This window comes from Sediminibacterium sp. GW821-FHT12F12 (assembly GCF_058806635.1).
The window spans coordinates 65489-85102 of record NZ_JBXAPW010000004.1; the positions used below are offsets into that span (position 1 = coordinate 65489).

The following is a 19614-nucleotide window of genomic DNA, read 5'->3' on the forward strand; positions in this document are numbered from 1 at the left end:
ATAAGTTCAGAAATTATTTCCGGATACTGTTATTACCTTTACCCGCAGGAACCAATCAACCAGTAAAGGAATCCACCAGTAAACAAATAAACCAATAAACCATCCTCCCATGGGCATCTGGAAACAAATCGCTGAATATCTCTACATCAAAAAAAGAGATCCCAATGAACCCCGCACACAATGGATGAAATACATGCATGGGATGAACCGCATCTCACTCATCATGTTTCTGCTGGCGGTACTGATCATCCTTTTTAAACTGGTGATCCTGCCTTTATTCTGGTGAGGGATTTATTTGCGAACAAAATCGCAGATGATCCGCGCTGCCTGTGCAGACGCATGGCCACCGGCTGAGAGGAGTTCTTTCAGTGCACGGTAATCGGCCTGTAAATTTTTCTGTTTTTCTGTATCGTTGAGCAGGAGCGAGAGCTCGGTAACGAGATTTTCGGTAGTGAGTGCATCCTGTATCAGTTCCTTCACTACTTCTTTATCCATGATCAGGTTCACCAGCGAAATGTATTTGATCCTGATCAGCCTTCTGGCAATCTGGTAACTGATCGCACTACCCTTATAACAAACCACTTCCGGTACCCCAAACAAAGCCGTTTCCAAAGTAGCGGTACCACTGGTTACCAGTGCCGCCTTGGCCTGTAACAGCAGGTCGTAAGTCTGGTTGCGAACCGCAGATACATTTCGATAGGCCGCCATGAAGGGAGCATAAAACGCATCATCCAGCCCGGGTGCCTGCGCCACCACAAACTGGTAATCCGGAAAGAATTTTGCTACTTCCAGCATAATGGGTAATTTTTTCTGTATCTCCTGTTTCCGGCTTCCGGGAAGAAGAGCTATGAGTTTGGCGTTGGTAGTAATATTACCCTCCCTAACTCCAAACTCCAAACTCCTAACTCCTAACTTTTTCTCCTCCACCACTTCCACCAACGGGTGTCCCACATAGTCTACTTCCCAGTTCCATTTATCATGATAATAGGCTTTTTCGAAGGGGAGTATGCAGAGCATTTTATCGATGCACTGTTTCATTTTTCTAACCCGGTTCTCTTTCCAGGCCCAGACCTGGGGAGAGATATAATACACCACTTTGAAACCATTCTCTTTGGCCCATTCGGCAATGCGCAGGTTAAAACCGGGATAATCGATTAATACCAATACATTGGGTTGATACGAAAGGATATCTGCTTTGCAGAAACGGATATTTTTCAGGATGGTGGGCAGGTTCTTTATTACTTCCGCAAAACCCATAAAAGCAAGGTCGCGGTAATGTTTTACCAGTGTGGCGCCGGCAGCCTGCATCAGATCGCCGCCCCAGCAGCGGATCTCTGCCGAAGGATCTGCCAGGTACAACTGTTTCACCAGGTTGCTGCCATGCAGATCCCCGCTGGCTTCGCCGGAAATAAGATAATACTTCATACCCCTGCAAAATACCGATTTCGGTCGGGACGCTGAAGCGGCCTGACCGATAATCGGTATTTTTAATTGGTAGTTAGTAATTAATAGTTAATAATTACTAATTATTAGTTAGCAGTTAATTGTCAGGTGTCTACACCTGAAAACCGGCGAACGCATCACTCTTAAAAAATCCACAAATTTGTTCAGATACCCCTCTCAGACTAAAAAAATAGTTTTATAACTAAAAAATTAGTTTATATATTCGTACTGTCATTAATTTCTCCTCCATGAAGCCATTAACCAAAGCAGAAGAACAGATCATGCACACGATCTGGAAACTGGAAGAAGCTTTTTTGAAAGACATAGTAGAAGCACAGCCCGAACCCCGCCCGCATTCGAATACGGTGGCAACGATATTAAAGATTCTCGTAGAGAAGGGTTTTGTAGGCATCACGCCCATTGGCCGGGTGCACCAGTATTATCCGCTGGTATCCAAAGAGGAATATTCTTCCAGCACCATCCGCACACTGGTGGATGGTTATTTTGAGGGATCCTTTACCGATGCGGTTTCCTTTATGGTAAAACAGAAAGACCTGAGTGTAAAAGAACTGGAACTGCTGTTGCAACAGATCAAACACGCTAAAAAATAATTGTATGCTTACAACTGCCTATTACTTTTTACAGGTAATACTCTGTAGTGGTATCATGATGGGGTATTACTGGCTGGTATTGCGTAACAAACGTTTTCATCATTATAACCGTTTTTACCTCCTGGCCATTGCTTTACTGGTTTGGCTAGTGCCATTGATAAAAATTCAGTGGCAGTATCAAACGGTAAGCCAAGATCTGACTATGGTGCAGCTTTTGTCTGTTGTAGCAGACAGCAATACCCGGATCGAAGAGGCGGTTACCCGAAGCGGTTTTCGCTGGAGCTGGGAAATGGCTGCCTGGGGTGTCTATCTCACTGTTGCAGCGGTATTACTGGGCGCCATGGTAATTGCCTTTATCCGTTTATACCAGTTGCTGAAAGCTCATTCCTGCAAAAATGTGGGCGAAGTGTACCTGATCCTGACACAGGCCAAAGGCACTCCTTTTTCTTTCTTCCGTTATATTTTCTGGAATGAGGAGATCGATATCCGCAGCGAGGCCGGCAAACAGATCCTGCAACATGAATTAACGCATGTGAAACAGAAACATTCGGTAGATAAGATCATTATTCAATTGGTTCTGGTAGCGGGCTGGTTCAATCCCTTTTTCTGGTTACTGAAGAAAGAGATGGAAATGATCCACGAATTTATAGCCGATAAAAAAGCCGTTACAGACGGAGACACTGCAGCATTGGCGCACATGTTATTAACCGCAGCTTATCCCAGACAGCAATTTGCTATGACTAACCCTTTCTTTTTCTCGCCTATTAAAAGAAGACTGCAGATGTTGGCCAATAACCGTAACCCCCGATTCAGTTACCTGCGCCGACTGGTGGTATTACCGCTGCTGGCCATAGTGGTGGTGCTGTTTGCGTTCAGAAGTAAGGAACAAAGAGCGGGAGGACCAATCTCAGTAGCTACGATGATGGAGAAAGTGGTGGATGTAGTGGCAGGTAATCAACCGCAGCGGAGTGTCAGTGTTGCTAATATTGCGATGCTGGATCGTACCTATACTGTTGTACTCATTCCTGGACATGGAGGCGAAAACAAAGGAGGAGTTGCTGCTGATGGCACCAAGGAATCCATGTTGACGCTTGCATTGGCAAAAGCTGTGAAAGAAATGAATAGGAATGAAAATATCCGCATCATTCTGTCCCGCGAAACTGATCAAACTATGCCTTATACAAGGGCAGTTGAATTAGCCAATCAACATCATCCCGATCTGGTTTTGTTATTGCATGTTAATGAGTTTTTGGTAAAACAAAACAGTAATAGAACAAAAGTGCAGGATCCTCTTAGTGGCATCCGATTCTATATTCCGGATGCCGCCTCATCTAATCAATCACTGTTAAGCCGGATGTTAGCCAGCGAGATGGCTTTTACCATGACCACGCTGAAATCTCCTGTAATGGGGATCCGGTCAAATAAGACTACGAATTTTATATTGAATCAATTGAATAGCCCATCTGTGCTGATCGAAACTGGTTTTATGAGTAACCCGGCCGACCTTGCCAAATTGCAGACAGAAAGCTACCGGAGAGAAATGGCAGCTTCCATTTTGAATGGGGTGAATGAATACCTCGTGAAAAGTAAAAAAATCAAAACCGATACAGTTATTATTAAAGCTGATACCATCACCGTAAAAGACGGAAATAAGCTGGTCATCATGAACGAAGGTGGCAAAGTGCAGGTAGAAAATATTAGTAAAGCAGCCACTACTGATTTACGTAATTCAATTACTGATGCATTGGTAATTCTGGATGGGAAAAAAATTGACAATGAGATCTTAGAGCTGATTGATCCGTCTAAAATTCAATCTATCAATATTTTGAAGAATGAATCTGCTAAGGCTTTATATGGCGAAGAAGGGAAAAATGGCGTAGTGATGATTACCACTAAAAAAAACGGAAATAAGGAAGAGGGAACAGTTGTTGTAACTGGTTTTAGAGCTAAACCCACAATAACATCCGTTAGCAACTATCCATCCGACAAATCAATAAATGGGATTGTCGGTCAATTTGGTTCCAAAGTAAGTGCTGTTCGCAAGTATCCGGATACATTGGTATGGGTATCTGGTATCAATAACTATAAGATCCCCAGCAACGTTTGGGTATTGATAGATGGAGAACCGGGTAATCTCAATGATGTAAAACCGGATGAGATTGCAGAAGTGCGTGTTATAAAAGACGCTGCTGCAACCGCCAGATATGGGGAAGCAGCTAAAAATGGAGTGATAGAAGTGGTTACCAAAAAAGCAGCAGAAGCGATGAAAGCAGTGGAAGCACCAGCAATCAGAAAAAAACTAGTAGGCGTAAAGCTTTTTACCAAGGCAGAAACCCCTCCTGCCTTTCCGGGTGGCCCATCAGCCTGGGCAAAATACCTGGAGCGTAACATGCGGCGCGATCTGCCCGCACAAAACGGGGCGCCTCCCGGTAAATACACAGTAACAGTCTCTTTTGTTGTGGCGGCCGATGGTGGGATCAGTAATGTAGCTGCACAGAACAATCCCGGTTATAAAACGGTAGAAGAAGCCATCCGGCTCATCAATAAAGGCCCCAGGTGGAAACCTGCTTTACAGAATGGTGTACCGGTACTATATAAGCATAGTCAGTCCTTTACCTGGGTGGTAGAAAAGTAATGCCGACAGATAGGTATTGATTCCTGATAGAAAGTAAAAGTTTCCTCAAATTGATCGATAGCCGGCTCCTCAAAGGAGCCGGTTTTTTATATTTGGGAATACTAAAACCCTGTTTTTTTCGTTATTCAGTAACAGTTACCCCCAATGAAGACAAGACAGCTTTTTTCCCTCATCCTGCTTTTGTTGCTGCTCGTATCGCAGTCTGCCCATGCGCAGACCGATAAAAGCAAGACACTGAAGCATCCCCTGAAACGGATCGTGATCGATCCCGGGCATGGTGGTCCGTCTGCTATTGCGGGAAAGTTCTATGGGGCTTCGGGTAAACACATGGAAGAGAAAGACGTGGCCCTCGCCATTGGCCTCAAACTGCGTGATGTATTGAGTGCAGAGATGCCGGATATTGAAGTGATCATGACCCGTACGACGGATGAGTACAATAGTCCGATCGTAAAAGCCAATAAAGCCAATGCCGCCAAAGGCGATCTGTTTATTTCGATTCACTGTAATGATGTATCACCCATCCGTCATTCAGAAATTACCGGTTACACTACCAAAACAGTGAAGCGGAAGGGTAAGAAGGTCAAAAAAAGAATTCCGGAATATCGTACCTGGTACACACCCAACCCGGCACAGGGTACCGAAACCTATATCTGGGGAGTAGGCAAAACCAAAGACAAGGAAGAAGCACTGATGGAGAATAACTTCAGTGATACCGCTATGTTGATCGTGGGAGAGCAGGATAATAACCCTGCCATGAAAATGATCAATTCCATGCGCACACAGGAATACGCCAACCGCAGCCGCAAACTGGCCGAAACAGTGGAAGAAGAGTTTGTGAAATCAGGTCGTGTGAGCCGTGGGGCCAAACAAAGAGACGAAAAAGGGATATGGGTATTACAGGCGGTAGCCATGCCGGCCATCCTGATTGAAGTAGGGTTCTTGTCTCACCCCGAAGAAGAAGCATTCATTACCAGCGATAGCGGACAGCAACAAACCGCCGAAGTCATCACACGCGCCATTAAGCGTTATCGCCTCTCGCTCGAGGCCCAGGTAAACGGAACCACCCTTCCAGCAGGAGTGCAGTAAGATTTACAAAAACCATTTAAAAGCCAGTGCTACAACAGCATAGATACAGGTAGCTATAAAAATGCCTGTGGCAGTTTTGTCTTTCCGCTGGTTGATATAGAGGGTGAATACCACCACGTTGGCGATCAGTGCCAGACTGATGATGCCGGATAAGAGTGATTTCTGCATCATCAATACCTGCCAGAATTCCTGCACCGAAAACACGCGGAACCTTGCCAGGTAATAAGCAGCAAAACCCACAAAAGGGGCCAGGAAACCCAGCACCAGGCCCAGTGTACGGTTGTCTTTGGTCAGCATCAGAATTTCCAGGATTTTTCGAGTTTCTTCTTCAGCGTATAGTTGGTCAGATCGAACTGAACGGGAACTACGCTCACATAATTATTCTTCAACGCCCATACATCGGTGTCCCTACTTTTATCAAAATTCACAAACTCGCCGGTTAACCAGTAATACCTTTTTCCATGCGGATCTTTGCGCTCGTCAAATTCCTCTTCGTATTTGGCATAGGCCTGGCTTGCTATCTTAATACCTTTGATCAGTTTTTCGCCACCTTTGGGAATATTTACATTCAGGCAAAGATGTTTATCGTGTGGTTCGCTGTTTAACACATGCTCTACCAGGATTCTTGCGTATTTTTTGGCAGCGGTAAAATCTGCTTCAATACTCAGGTCCAGCAAACTGAAACCGATACTAGGAATACTTTCAATTGCCGCTTCCAGTGCCGCAGACATCGTACCCGAATAAATTACATTGATAGAATGATTGGCGCCGTGGTTGATGCCACTCAGACAGATATCGGGTTTGCTGTGTATCACTTTATCAACCGCCAGTTTCACGCAATCTACCGGTGTGCCGCTACAGGCCCAGGTTTCAACTCCTTCGCTGTCAAATACACTTACTTTCTGCAAACGCAGGGGATTGCCAATAGTAATGGCATGTCCCATACCACTTTGCGGTTTATCCGGTGCCACAACTACGATCTTACCCAAACCCTTTACAGCTTCTACCAGGGCGCGGATGCCCGGTGCGGTAACGCCATCATCGTTGGTGATCAGGATCACCGGTTGTTTCTTCTTTATAGACTTCGCTTTTGCCATAACTGCAAGATACGATTAAGATTTCTGAGAGATGTTAAACCTGTATAAAATCCCTCTGTGAAACTCCCCAACTCTGTGTATTCTCCGTGTTGAAAAAGAATTTGAATAACCGACAATTTTTCAACACAGAGTACACGGGGTAACAAAGGGGCGCAGCGTACTCTTATTTCTTTTTGGCTTTTTTAGTTTCGGTAGCAGGCCAGACGGCATATTTGTATATGGGGAACTCCACAGGTTTTGTATTCACCCCATTCTGATCCAGATACGCATCAAAGAAATTCCAGTTCAGCAAGCCGTCATCCGATTGTGGTTCCAGCATATAAAAGATCAGGTTGGTAAGGGGCTGGGCCATGTCTACTTTAAAATCGCCTTTCTGCACTTTTTTGGTAACCTTTTCAAAATGCCCTTCGGCTGAAGCCATATTATGCCCTTCAAATTTCCGCTGGGCTTTTGTCAATTTCTCCACTACAAAAACCGTTGCCTCAATCGTTTGGTCTTTTTCTAGCTTCTCCAGTTTTACACCCTGTTTGATCAGGTGTTCTGCAATGGCTGACTGTGCAGCCGGAATAATATATCCACGCGGAACGATGCTTTGTACGGTGTCTTTAAAAGCACCGTAATAATTCACATCATCATAGGTAACCACATTGCCGTTTTTGATCCAGCTTTTACTGCCATCGGCTTTGGTGAAAGAAGTGTATTGGTATGATCTGAAACCGTTTAGTTGCTGGGCAGTAGGCACCATTTTAAAACGGACACCCTTGGTGGCTTTACCCGCATTGTCCAGTACGTTCCTGATGGCGGCGGCTTCAGCTTCCTGGTTAATACGGGCGATCTCTTTGCCATGCTGGTTGAAATGCGCCAGTATCTCGTTTACAAATGTGTACGTGCTGTAAATGCGCTGGTAAAAACGTTCATGCGCAAATGACTCACTCAGAATGGCCATTCGGTTACGCAGTCCCAGCTGGTTAATGATATACCGGGGATGATGGTTATAGGTATAAAAATTTTTCACCGGCCATCCTTCCCGCACATTAAAATCGCCGAAGGGACCAAAGAACAAACCATTTTTCTCTTTTACACTTTTGGTGATGGCGGGCAGCATTACCTCATTGGTATAACGGTAAGTAGCAGGCTCCCCTGCATACAGGTAACTGGGCGCCCAGGTAAGGGAATAGCCGTGCCAGGTGCCATTGGTGGTATGCAGATCAACCGTTACCTGCGGATCCCAGGCAGTGATCACGTTCCGGATCAGCGCTTCTGTTTCGGGTGTTTCCATTTTAATGCCATCGCGGTTCAGGTCCAGTCCCTGGCCGTTTTCGCGGATACCGGTTTCCAGTGGACTGTTTTCCTGGCTCGGACGCAGGCCCGGCGCCATTTTATCATTGCCATCTGTATTATAGATGGGGAGGAAGAGGATTACCTGGTTATCGAGTAAATTTTTTTTATTGCCCAGCAGGATATCGCGTAACAGCATCAGTATCGCTTCTTTACCATCCACTTCTCCGCCATGAATATTTCCCTGTATATAGATCACCGGTTTGCCGGAAGCTTTGGCCTGTTCGGGTGTGCTGATGGCAGGATGGGAGAGAATAAGGAGAGGTATATCCTTACCCAATGTGCTTTTGCCGATGCTGGTTACCTGTATGTCCTGACTTTTGGCTTTGATGGTATTGATGAAATTGATCACATCGCCGTAGGAAGATGTTTTTTCAAAATTGGAACGTTCGGGGGTAAGGATCAGATCGTCTGTCCATACCTGTTGTGCCTCTGCGGCAATGCCACTAACGGCGAGCAACAGGGTAAAAAGCCTTTTTTTCATGTGCCATTTATTTTGGGGCAGGAAAGTACAGGAAAGGTGCAAGTCTGCCTAAAAATGAAGGGGAATTTAGATGAGTGGGCGAACGCTGTGGCAGTTGATTGCCCGACCACAGGTGTTCGGAAGATGTTTAGTACTCTTTTATACAATTCTTTACTCGGGACTAAAGTCCCTGATAAAGAATTGTAATCTGATGTCTCCGCCGCTCTGAAGAGCGGGGCAAAAGGGAAAAGACAATTTGCCACGCTCTTCAGAGCGTGGATGCAAAGAATAGACCTATTTCTTGTTGGGACTTCAGCCCCGGGTAGCAAAATAGAATGTTCCGAACACCTGTGATTGCCCGACCAACTGTCAGCCTTTTCTAAAAAAAATAAAAATAAATTTTGCAGTTAGCTAAAAATATTAGTAAATTGCTAACTAAATCAGTTAGCTATGTCAAACGCCGGAAAAAATCTCCGTTACCTGCGCAAGCTGCGCGGCTGGACACAGGAAGAGTTTGCCAATAAACTCAAGATCAAAAGATCATTGGTAGGGGCTTATGAAGAAGAGCGTGCCGAACCCCGTCTGGAAGTGATGGAACAGATCTGCAGCACTTTTAAATTAAGTCTGGAAGATTTTCTTTTCAAGGATCTCTCAGCACCCAAGGCCCTCAGTTATCTTGAGAAAAGAAGGCAGCTGAAAATGGTGAACGAAGTATCTGAGATCCGTTTTGTGCCCGTAAAAGCCGCTGCCGGTTACCTGGCCGGTTATGGTGATCCGGAATTTGTAGATGAACTGAATACGTTTACCCTGCCCATGCTGGGCCCGGGGCAATACCGCGCCTTCGAAATCGTGGGTGATAGCATGTTGCCTACTCCCAGTGGCAGCGTGATTGTGGGAGAGAAAGTAGACGACCTGGAAGATGTGAAGAACAGTAACACCTATGTGGTATTGTCTAAAAATGAAGGGGTGGTCTACAAGCGCATCATGAAACACAACCGCGTAAAAAACAAACTCACCCTCATCAGCGATAATCCACAGTACGAACCTTACAATGTAAGTGCCGAAGATGTGCTGGAGGTATGGAAGGCGGTCTATATCATGCAGAAAGCCAATGCGGGGCCACGCTGGGATGTAAACCAACTGGCGGGAATGGTCAATAACCTGCAGGAGCAGGTGAGCAGTTTGAAGAAGAAATTGAATTAAATAATTATCGGATATTACCATGATAAAAGCAATGCAGCCCATAACAGGGCTGTTTTTGCTTTCCATTCATACAATTTTTCTAACCCGCCCGCTCTTATCCTTACTTTTGCGGCACTGTAGACTGTATGAGAAGATTGTTGCCCCTTATTGCTATTGCACTTGTATTTACCACATCCGCCCAGGAAAAGAAATTAGCGGCGCTGCGTATCCATACGCCTATTAAAATTGATGGGCTGCTGGACGAAAAGAGCTGGAGCCAGGCGCAACGGGCCGACAGTTTTATCACCAACTCTCCGCAGTTTGGCTTGCCTGCCGCACACCAGACCCATGCTTATATCCTTTATGATGATCAGGCTGTTTATGTTGGCGCTTATCTGTATGATGATCCGCAGCATATCCGCAAACAACTGACCTCGCGCGACGGGGAGCAGCGGAAAGACGTGGATTATTTCAGTGTATTCTTTGATACCTATAACGATGACCAGAATGGATTCCAGTTTCTCGTTACTTCCCGCAATGTGCAGTCGGATGGGCGATTGGTGGCCAGTATGGTATCCCAATTCGGATTACCCACGGATTACAGCTGGGATGCTGTTTGGGAAAGTAATGTAAAACAGCAGAAAGATGGCTGGAGCGTGGAAATGAAGATCCCGTATTCGGCCCTTCGTTTTTCGAGGAAGGAAGTGCAGGATTGGGGAATCAATTTTCAACGGTACATACGCCGCCGGAATGAAGGTTCTTTCTGGAACAAAGTAGATCCCAACCAGGGTGGTTTTGTAAACCAGTTTGGTAACCTTGCCAATGTGCAGAATATAACCCCGCCTTTGCGCTTGTCTTTTTTGCCCTATATCACTTCCGGTTTCAGAACGGTTCCCTATGCTGATGGATCCAGAAAAACAGATTTCCTCCGCAACGGGGGGATGGATGTGAAATATGGTTTTAATGAAAGTTTTACGCTGGATGCTACAGTGATTCCGGATTTTGGTCAGGTGATATCTGATAATGTGGTCTTGAACCTGACTCCTTTTGAAGTGCAGTTCCAGGAGAATCGTCCCTTTTTTACAGAGGGGATCGAATTGTTCAATAAAGCAGGTTTGTTTTATTCCAGGAGAGTGGGAGGTACACCGGTAGGTTATAGCGATGTGCGGAATATGGTATCTGCCAATCCGAATCTCGAGATCATCTCCAATCCCGGTGTAACGCAGTTGATAAATGCATCCAAATTTTCCGGGCGCACCAAAAAGAAACTCGGTATCGGTGTGTTTAATGCCATTGGTTCTTCCATCCACGCAGTGGTAGAAGATAAAATTACCAAAGCCAGCACCACCATCGAAACAGAACCGCTCACCAATTATAATATCCTTGTACTGGATCAGGCATTGGCTAACCGTTCTTCGCTCACTTTCACCAATACCAACGTGTGGCGGGCTGGTGGCCGAAGAAATGCAAATGTTTCCGGAGTAGATGTGAATCTCTTCGATGCAGGCAACCGGCATAATTTTGTATGGTCAGGCAAATACAGCCAGGTGACGGGGGTAGACCAATACAACGGATTCAGTAATTTGATCAGCTACGGAAAAGTGAGTGGTAAGTTGCAGTACCTGCTTTCCAACAGTATCAAGTCTGAAAGATACGATCCAAACGATCTGGGAATCCTGCGCTCACCCAACGAGGTCTCCGGTATCGGCAAAATCAGTTACAACGTTTTTACACCCACCAAACATTTTCTTAGTTATAACTACAGCCTTACAGTGTTGCCCGTGTACCTGTTCAAGCCGTTCAAGTTGTCCAACTATGTGTTGCAGGCGAGAGCATTTTATTTTTTCCGCAACTTCTGGGATGTAACCTTCAGTGCCAACTGGCAGCCCATGTGGCAACGCGACTATTTTGAGCTGCGTACGCCCGGACGCATGATGAAGAAAACGACCTACTGGCATATCAGTGCCAGTGGCAGCAGCGATAGCCGGAAACGTTTTTTCTTCCGCTACCAGGCAGGTTTTGCAGAGTCGCCCCTACCCAACGATCCTTATTTTACGATTCAACTGGCGCCCCGTTACCGCTTTGATGAACATTTCAGTCTTGATCTGGATGTACAGCGGGTACACGATAATGGTAACTATGGCTTTGCTTACCGCGATGCTTCCGGTGAACCGATTGCGGGCAGAAGGGCCACTACCAACCTTACTTCCATTGTGAATGCCGTGTATAATTTTTCTTCGAGGATGAACCTGTCGATGCGGGCAAGGCATTACTGGAGCAGGGTGATTTATTCCCAGTTCTTTAATGTAGATGCCAATGGCGATCTGATCGATCGTCCGTTCGAAACCGGCCGCGACCAGAACTTTAATGCCTTTAATCTCGATATGTTTTATACCTGGGATTTCAAGTACGGCAGTAAATTCATTATTGGATACAAAAACTGGTTAGGCAACGATTTCCCCGTCAGCGGTTTGAACTATAAAAGTTATATGGGTAACCTGGGCCAGATCTTTCAGCAGCCGCATGGGAATGAGTTGACTTTCCGACTGATCTATTACCTGGATTATCTCACCCTGCAGAAAAAGAACAAGGCAGCTATTCCTTTATAAAAAAATATCTTTCGCCAGCCGGAACGTATTGCAATGTGCTTCTACGATCGTTCTGATATCAGGAGAGTATCCGCCGCCCAGGGCTACAGTTACCGGAATGTGGTGCTGCTGTAATAATTCAAAAACAATGGCATCTCTTTGTTTGCAGCCTGCCAGGCTCAGTTTCAGCTTACCGAATTTATCTGTAGCAAGGATGTCTACTCCGGAGAGATAAAAAGCAAAATCAGGGTTAACGGTTTCGATCAGTTTAGGTAATGTATCAGATAAGATACTGAGATAGGTTGCATCATCCGTTCCATCTGCCAAAGGAATATCGAGATCGGATTCTTCTTTGTGAAAAGGATAATTATGGCCGCCATGCATACTGAATGTGAATACCCTCGGTTCGTTGGCAAACAGGCTGGCCGTTCCATTGCCCTGGTGTACATCCAGATCGATGATGAGGATCTGTTTGGCCAGCTGTTGCTGCAGCAGGTAATTGGCTGCTACGGCCATATCATTCAGCAAACAGAATCCCTCGCCCCGGTCGCGGAAAGCATGGTGTGTGCCACCGGCTACATTCAGTGCCACACCTGATTTCATCGCGTATATACAGCAGTCAATGGTTCCCTGTGTAATCATCAGTTCCCGCCGGGTAAGAGCAGGCGATTGTGGAAAGCCGATCTTTCTTTGTTCCGAGGCACTGAGGGTTTGTTGTACCAGTTTTTGCAGATAATCTGCATCATGTGTTAGCAATACGATCTCTTCTTTACAGGGCTTGGGTGAAAATAGCTGGTCGGCAGTAATACTGCCTTCATGTACTAATTGTTCCGGTATCAACTCATATTTCAGCATGGGAAAACGATGCCCTTCCGGCAGCGGGTGTGCATAGATGGGATCGTAGGCGATACGGATCATTGAATAGAAACTAAAGATTGGTTCACAATAGCATACACGGTATCTGCTTTCTTCTTTCTGATGATCGCCAGGCCGCTGAATTTACTGAATGCCGGCAGTATCGCCATTTCTTTACCGAAATAATAACAGGGGAACTGCAGGCTTTGTTTACCCAGTCCATTAATATGCACGCCGGGATGAAGATGTCCCGAGAAAATATAGTTTTCTCCATTGGCTTCGGCTTCTTCCGGATCGTGCACAAAATCAAAACCTGCCACAGTGTAAGTACCCGTCTGTATATCTATCCCGGCCTGCGCATACCATTCATTGGTTAGTATATCATGATTACCCTTTACCAGAACAAAAGCCAGTTTCCCCAGGTCTTGTCGCCATTTCAGAAACCAATCCATTTCTTTATTGGCCACACTGTGAAACAGATCGCCCACGGCAATCAGTTGCCTGGGTTTAAAATAACTGATCTGCTCCACCAGTCTTTGCAGATCTTCTTTATAAATTTCCTGTGGTACAGCAATCCCATGTTTTCTGAAATGTCCGGTCTTGCCAAAATGCAGATCGGAAAGGATCAGTGCCTGCTGCTCTTCCCAAAACAGACAGCGCTGGGGCGATAACCAGAAGTGTTGGTTACGAATGATATGTGCAAGAGGGGCTGTCATATGAGCGGCAAAGATAAAGGCTGTATGCTAAACTGGTCTGATGTGTCTTGTGAATGGGTTTTCCCGCAAAGGCGCGGAGGCGCAGGTGTAGAACTGTTGATCAGAGATAGTAAGTATTGCAACGAAGCAAAAATTATTTTTCCAGTTGTTGCTGCATCTTGCGCACCCGGTCTTCCAGTTTTTCAGAGGAATAGTGGTTGCGATTCAGTCCATCTACAATTATGGGGAAGGAGAGGGGTGTCAGTTTTTCCGGAAATGTAAGAACGATCTTGCTCTGGCCGATCCGTTGCATGGCCAGACGTAACCGCACTTCGTCCATCTGCTGCAGCAATACTTCCTGGTAGGCCTGTTTCAGGAGAATATTATTCGGATCATACTCATCAAATACTTTGAAAAGTAGAGATGCAGAAGATTGCAGGTGCCTGGCTTTCTTTTTTTCTCCCGGCATTCCCTGGAAGATCAATCCGCCGATCACCGCAATATCCCTGAATTTCCTTTTAGCCATTTCTGTATTATTCACACTTTTCTGGATATCAGTCAGCAGGTTATCGGGTGAAAATACATCACGCACATTGCTGTCATCCACCGGTACCGGCTGGTCGCTCAGTAATTCAAATCCATAATCATTCATGGAAATAGAAAAAGTGATGGGCGTGATCTGCCCGATGCGGTAAGCCAGAATCGCGCTCAACGCTTCGTGTACCTGCCGGCCTTCGAAAGGATAGACCAGCAGGTGAAACCCGTTTTTATCTTCCAGTTGTTCTATCAGCAATTCATTGTCGCGTGGAATATGGGATAACTGTTGCTGCAGATCAAACAATCCATGTAAACTTTGCAGTTCAATGCTGTCTTCTGCCACCAGTGCTTTGTTAAAGGTTTCGCGTAAGATCCTGCCGAGGTTAGCTGTCAGGCTCATCCGGCCCCCCATCCAGGAGGGTACGATCGTTTTTTTGGAGTTGGATTTACGCACCATCACCTGCATGTCTTTGATCATCACCAGTTCCAGGTTTCTGCCCGCCAGCGTAAATACATCTCCCGGTTCCAGCCTGCTGATAAACCATTCTTCGATCACACCCACATAGCCGCCATTCATCATTTTTACTTTCAGCATAGCATCGCTTACGATGGTGCCGATATGCATGCGGTGCCTGAAGGCGATACGACGGTTTTTGATGAGGTACAATCCATTCTCCACTTCCACTTTCTTATACTCATCATATTGCTGTAAGGCTTTGCCACCAATGGTCAGATGCAGCAGAATTTCCTGCCATTCTGTTTCCGTGATATCCGAAAAACAATGCGTATTTTTTATTTCGCAGAACAAAGCTGCCTGTTCAAATCCTTCTCCAATAGCTAGTGTGCAGAGGTATTGCAGTAATACATCAAAACAAAGCAGCATGGGCTCACGGCTTTCAATAGCCATTTCATCAATGGCTGTTTTTAATGCTGCTACTTCGAGCAATTCAAGTGAGTGTGTGGGGAGAAAATAGATTTTACTGATTTCGCCGGGCCGGTGTCCGCTTCTTCCTGCCCTTTGCAGAAAACGTGCAATGCCTTTGGGCGAACCTACCTGCACCACGGTGTCTACGGGCCTGAAATCAACACCGAGGTCGAGGCTGGAAGTGCATACAACGGCCTTCAGTTTCTCTGTATGCAAGGCTTCTTCTACCCATAAACGAAGTTCCTGTTCAATACTGCCATGGTGCAGGGCAATGGCCCCAGCCAGTTGCGGCGCCACATTCAGTAAGGTCTGGTACCAGGTTTCGCTCATGCCCCTGGTATTGATGAAGATAAGTGTGGTACGGTTCTGTTCAATGATCGGGATTAATTTCTCCGCCAGTTTAATACCGAGGTGACCGGCCCAGGGGTATTTTTCGATCTCATCGGGCAGGATAGATTCTACCACGATCTGTTTGTTAATGGACGCGCGTATGATTACTCCCTCCTGCTGCAGGGGAGCTAATAATACGTCTTTCGCTTCGGATAGGTTACCGATGGTGGCACTGATGCCCCATACGCAGGCCTGCGGGTAGTCAGGTGCCTGGCAATGCACGATCCTGCTCACGGCCAGCTCTACCTGCACTCCGCGTTTACTACCCAGTAATTCATGCCATTCGTCTACGGCAATAATGCGTAAACGATGAAAGATCTCAGGGTATTTTTTCTGGGCGAGTAAGAGGTGCAGACTTTCCGGTGTGATAATGAGCACTTCCGGCATGTTTTTTTTCTGCTTCAGTCTTTCAGCTGTATCTGTGTCGCCGTTTCGGATACCAATTTTCCAGGGCAGTTCCAGTTCTGTGATCACTTCTTCCATGGCACGGCCAATATCTTTGGCCAATGCCCGCAAAGGCGTGATCCACAATAATTGTAAGCCGTTATTTTTTTTCTGGAGATATTGTTCAGGATGTTCATTGATGAACTGGATCAAAGCGCCCAGGAAAACAGAATAGGTTTTACCGCAACCCGTAGGCGCATTAACCAATCCGCTTTTACCGTTGATGATTTCCTGCCAGCTTTCTTCCTGAAAGGCAAAAGCTGTAAAGCCTTTGGCCTGCAGCCATTGGTTAATTACCCGGTATCCCTTGGTTTGCTGAACTTGCATGAATATAGGCTGCTTATCTGTGCTGTAATTTACAGGATTCTGATCCGGCAGAAAGCAGGATTATGGGTTGCTGCTTTTCAACAGCCTGTTTTGCCGGCATCGGTTGCTGCAGTATTGGATAGACTCCCAGTTTTTCTCCCATTTTTTTCGCCAGCTGAATGGCCTGCCGCAGATTTTGCAGGTTTTGGAGGGTAGGTAAGATTTATTTCCCTTGACTGCTTTCATGAACTGCACAACAAATTAGCCGGGCGATGGTTGTTATCAATTCACAGATTTTACTTTACCATCCTGTTTGCGCACGAGATAGAGTTTTTTGTTTTCGAGGTAGTTGGTTACTGCGTTGTTCTCTTCTGCCGTTACCGCCTGTATATCAAAATCGTTGAAGAGTTTGAATTCTTTGGCAGATAAATTGTTTTTCAATTCCGGTCCGTACCTGATCAGTAGTTTACTGAACCGGTACATGGTTTCAAAACCTTTAAACACCAGGTCACTGGCGCGACCTGCAAAACGGGCCCTGTATTTTTCGCTTAACTGGCTGCTGAGTTTGTCCTGCCTGAAATAGTTATAAGGAGTTGTGTACACCATATCAATACCCGTACCGATATCTCTCAGTGCATCCCAGGTGGGCATGCCAATGACCACTGCGGGATATTGCTTTGAACTGCTGAGTGCTTTGGATAACATCAAACCGAAACTTTCATTCAACGTGCCGCAGATCACTACATTCCGTTTGGTGCTGTCGAGGTAAGCGGTTACCTGCTGCGTGGTAAAACTATCTGTCAGTTCAATGGTTTTGAGCTTTAAGGGAATACCGTCTGTTCTTTTGTTCAGGTTGCCCAGAATCGTCTGGATCTGGTCTTCCGTTACCCCCTTCCTGCGAAACAGGGTGATATTATCCAACGGGTAAGTTCTGTGCACATATTTATACACAGCTTCAATATGTGCCGTTAAAGTAGGGTTCAGTAATACGAAATTGGGATTGTCTTCTATACCACCATCATTGGGATAGGTAGCAGAAATGAGCAGGATATTTTTCTCCTTCGCAAAATCTGCCAGTGGTTTGATATCATTCCGGTTGTTGAAAGACGCAATCAGTAGAGAAATATCCTGTAGTTCCGGTTGTTCCAGCAGTTCGTCAATGTCCATATTGCTGCTCTTGGTATCGTAGATCAGTACTTCTATCGCTGTTTTTTCGGCATTCAGGGAATCAATGGCCAGCATCACTCCATTGTAAAAATCGAGACCCGGCAACAGGTATTTGGGCAGGTTGGCCTTACCCAGTTTATAGGTATCGTTCGCAAACGCAGAATCAATATAGAGCGGCGCAAATACGGCAACCTTTATGGATTTGACAGCAGAAGTATCCTGTGCCTTTGCAGACAGCAGGTACCCGAGACAAATACAAACCAGCCATAAGTGCTTCAGGTAATGCATACAAATAGTTTAGTGCCCGCGTTTATTCCCACTCAATGGTAGCCGGCGGTTTGCTGCTGATATCATATACCACGCGGTTAATACCCCTTACGTTGTTAATGATCTCATTCGAAATATGTGCCAGAAATTCATAAGGCAGGTGGGCCCAGTCGGCTGTCATGCCATCTACAGACGTTACGGCCCGCAGCGCTACGGTAAATTCATAGGTTCTTTCATCTCCCATTACACCTACGCTCTTTACAGGTAATAAGATGGTACCTGCCTGCCAAACGCTGTTGTATAAATTGAATTCTTTTAACCCTTTAATATAGATGTCGTCTGCCGCCTGCAACAAAGCCACTTTTTCTTCGGTTACTTCGCCAAGGATACGGATAGCCAGTCCCGGACCTGGGAAAGGATGCCGGTTAATCATGTCTGCCGGTATGCCCATTTCCAATCCTACTTTGCGTACCTCATCCTTAAACAGATAACGGAGTGGTTCTACCAGTTCGAGGTGCATGATATCGGGTAATCCGCCCACATTGTGGTGCGATTTGATGGTTTGCGATGGGCCATGTACACTTACGCTTTCGATCACATCCGGATAAATGGTTCCCTGGCCCAGAAATTTCACACCCTGTACTTTTTTGGATTCTTCATGAAATACATCAATGAATAAACCACCAATTACTTTCCTCTTCTGTTCCGGGTCCGATTTGCCTTTGAAAGCATCGTAGAACATTTGTTTGGCATCAATCCCGGTTACATTCAGTCCGATAGCATGATAGGTATCAAGCACCTGCTGAAATTCATTTTTACGTAACACGCCGTTATCTACAAAAATTCCATGTAAGCGGTCGCCAATGGCTTTGCTGATGAGGGTGGCGGCAACTGTACTATCAACACCACCGCTCAGGGCCATGATCACATGACTATCGCCGATCTGCGCTTTCAGTTTTTCCACTGTTTCATGTACAAAGGAAGCCGGCGTCCAGTCCTGACTGCAACCGCAGGTCTGGATCAGAAAATTATTAATGATCTTTTTTCCTTCGGTTGAATGGTACACTTCCGGATGAAACTGAATGCCATATAAAGCTTTGGTATCAGAGCCTGTTTTGCGGAAACCTGCCACCGGAATACTTTCTGTGGTAGCGAGGATCTCAAAACCTTCGGGTAACTGGGTGATGGAGTCGCTATGACTCATCCATACCTGCGATTGTTCTGCCACGCCTTTGAACAGTGCATCTTCCTTGTGGATATGCAGTTTGGCGCGACCATACTCACGTTTGTTCGATTTATCTACCCTGCCGCCAAATAATCTGGCAGTCAGCTGTGCGCCGTAACAAACACCCAGTACCGGTACTTTCTGTATAAAAGAAGCAATATCCACCGAAGGGGCTTTCTCCTCATTTACACTGAAGGGAGAGCCGCTCAGGATGATCCCCTTTAAACCGGGTTCTATCACAAAAGATTTCTGGTAAGGAATAATCTCGCAGAACACATTGGCTTCACGAACGGCCCGGGCAATCAGCTGGGTAAACTGGCTTCCAAAATCAAGAATGAGTATTTTTTCTGTCATGCACGC

General features: G+C 45.8%; 16 protein-coding genes. 6 read left to right on the plus strand and 10 right to left on the minus strand.

Going from position 1 to position 19614, the window contains the following annotated elements:
• Positions 1-109: 109 nt before the first annotated feature.
• The gene (locus tag AC1RNB_RS07875) at positions 110-286 is read left to right on the plus strand and encodes a DUF6728 family protein (RefSeq protein WP_493082120.1); all 177 of its coding nucleotides are present in this window, start codon (positions 110-112) and stop codon (positions 284-286) included.
• A 5-nt stretch (positions 287-291) separates the two neighbouring features.
• On the opposite strand, the gene lpxB is transcribed toward AC1RNB_RS07875, so the two are convergent.
• Entirely contained in the window at positions 292-1425 is a 1134-nt protein-coding gene (gene lpxB / locus AC1RNB_RS07880) for a lipid-A-disaccharide synthase (RefSeq protein WP_493082121.1), read from the minus strand.
• A gap of 266 nt (positions 1426-1691) precedes the next feature.
• On the opposite strand from lpxB, the gene AC1RNB_RS07885 reads away from it, so the two are divergent.
• The 3 genes from AC1RNB_RS07885 (at position 1692) to AC1RNB_RS07895 (ending at position 5775) form a co-directional block, all read left to right on the plus strand.
• On the plus strand, positions 1692-2054 hold the full coding sequence (locus AC1RNB_RS07885; RefSeq protein ID WP_493082122.1) for a BlaI/MecI/CopY family transcriptional regulator: 363 nt from the start codon (positions 1692-1694) through the stop codon (positions 2052-2054).
• Positions 2055-2058: 4 nt separating this feature from the next.
• The gene (locus AC1RNB_RS07890; protein ID WP_493082123.1) at positions 2059-4689 is read left to right on the plus strand and encodes an N-acetylmuramoyl-L-alanine amidase; all 2631 of its coding nucleotides are present in this window, start codon (positions 2059-2061) and stop codon (positions 4687-4689) included.
• A 144-nt stretch (positions 4690-4833) separates the two neighbouring features.
• Complete coding sequence (locus tag AC1RNB_RS07895) at positions 4834-5775, plus strand: N-acetylmuramoyl-L-alanine amidase family protein (RefSeq protein ID WP_493082124.1); 942 nt, start codon at positions 4834-4836, stop codon at positions 5773-5775.
• Positions 5776-5778: 3 nt separating this feature from the next.
• Here the strand turns inward: AC1RNB_RS07895 and AC1RNB_RS07900 are convergent, their stop codons facing one another.
• The 3 genes from AC1RNB_RS07900 to AC1RNB_RS07910 form a co-directional block, all read right to left on the minus strand.
• Positions 5779-6072 carry a hypothetical protein gene (locus AC1RNB_RS07900; RefSeq protein ID WP_493082125.1) on the minus strand — a complete coding sequence of 98 codons (294 nt, stop codon included), beginning with the start codon at positions 6070-6072 and terminating at the stop codon, positions 5779-5781.
• Positions 6072-6872, minus strand: coding sequence for a 5'/3'-nucleotidase SurE (surE, locus tag AC1RNB_RS07905; RefSeq protein WP_493082126.1), 801 nt, complete (start codon positions 6870-6872; stop codon positions 6072-6074). The genes AC1RNB_RS07900 and surE overlap by 1 nt, the downstream gene beginning before the upstream one ends.
• A gap of 163 nt (positions 6873-7035) precedes the next feature.
• The gene (locus AC1RNB_RS07910; protein WP_493082127.1) at positions 7036-8694 is read right to left on the minus strand and encodes a M14 family metallopeptidase; all 1659 of its coding nucleotides are present in this window, start codon (positions 8692-8694) and stop codon (positions 7036-7038) included.
• Positions 8695-9123: 429 nt separating this feature from the next.
• Between AC1RNB_RS07910 and AC1RNB_RS07915 the strand changes: the two genes are divergently transcribed.
• Both AC1RNB_RS07915 and AC1RNB_RS07920 read left to right on the plus strand, forming a co-directional pair.
• Positions 9124-9876, plus strand: a complete 753-nt coding sequence (locus AC1RNB_RS07915) for a helix-turn-helix domain-containing protein (protein WP_493082128.1) — start codon at positions 9124-9126, stop codon at positions 9874-9876.
• 125 nt (positions 9877-10001) lie between these two features.
• Positions 10002-12464, plus strand: coding sequence for a DUF5916 domain-containing protein (locus tag AC1RNB_RS07920; protein WP_493082129.1), 2463 nt, complete (start codon positions 10002-10004; stop codon positions 12462-12464).
• Here the strand turns inward: AC1RNB_RS07920 and AC1RNB_RS07925 are convergent.
• From AC1RNB_RS07925 to guaA, 6 genes are all read right to left on the minus strand, one after another.
• Positions 12459-13361, minus strand: coding sequence for a histone deacetylase family protein (locus tag AC1RNB_RS07925; RefSeq protein WP_493082130.1), 903 nt, complete (start codon positions 13359-13361; stop codon positions 12459-12461). The two genes, AC1RNB_RS07920 and AC1RNB_RS07925, sit on opposite strands and share 6 nt — an antisense overlap.
• On the minus strand, positions 13358-14014 hold the full coding sequence (pdeM, locus tag AC1RNB_RS07930; RefSeq protein WP_493082131.1) for a ligase-associated DNA damage response endonuclease PdeM: 657 nt from the start codon (positions 14012-14014) through the stop codon (positions 13358-13360). The genes AC1RNB_RS07925 and pdeM overlap by 4 nt, the downstream gene beginning before the upstream one ends.
• A gap of 133 nt (positions 14015-14147) precedes the next feature.
• Entirely contained in the window at positions 14148-16616 is a 2469-nt protein-coding gene (locus tag AC1RNB_RS07935) for a ligase-associated DNA damage response DEXH box helicase (protein ID WP_493082132.1), read from the minus strand.
• Positions 16617-16676: 60 nt separating this feature from the next.
• Positions 16677-16841, minus strand: a complete 165-nt coding sequence (locus AC1RNB_RS07940) for a DUF2256 domain-containing protein (protein WP_493082133.1) — start codon at positions 16839-16841, stop codon at positions 16677-16679.
• A gap of 36 nt (positions 16842-16877) precedes the next feature.
• The gene (locus tag AC1RNB_RS07945; protein WP_493082134.1) at positions 16878-18050 is read right to left on the minus strand and encodes a hypothetical protein; all 1173 of its coding nucleotides are present in this window, start codon (positions 18048-18050) and stop codon (positions 16878-16880) included.
• A gap of 22 nt (positions 18051-18072) precedes the next feature.
• Entirely contained in the window at positions 18073-19608 is a 1536-nt protein-coding gene (guaA, locus tag AC1RNB_RS07950; protein ID WP_493082135.1) for a glutamine-hydrolyzing GMP synthase, read from the minus strand.
• Positions 19609-19614 lie beyond the last annotated feature (6 nt).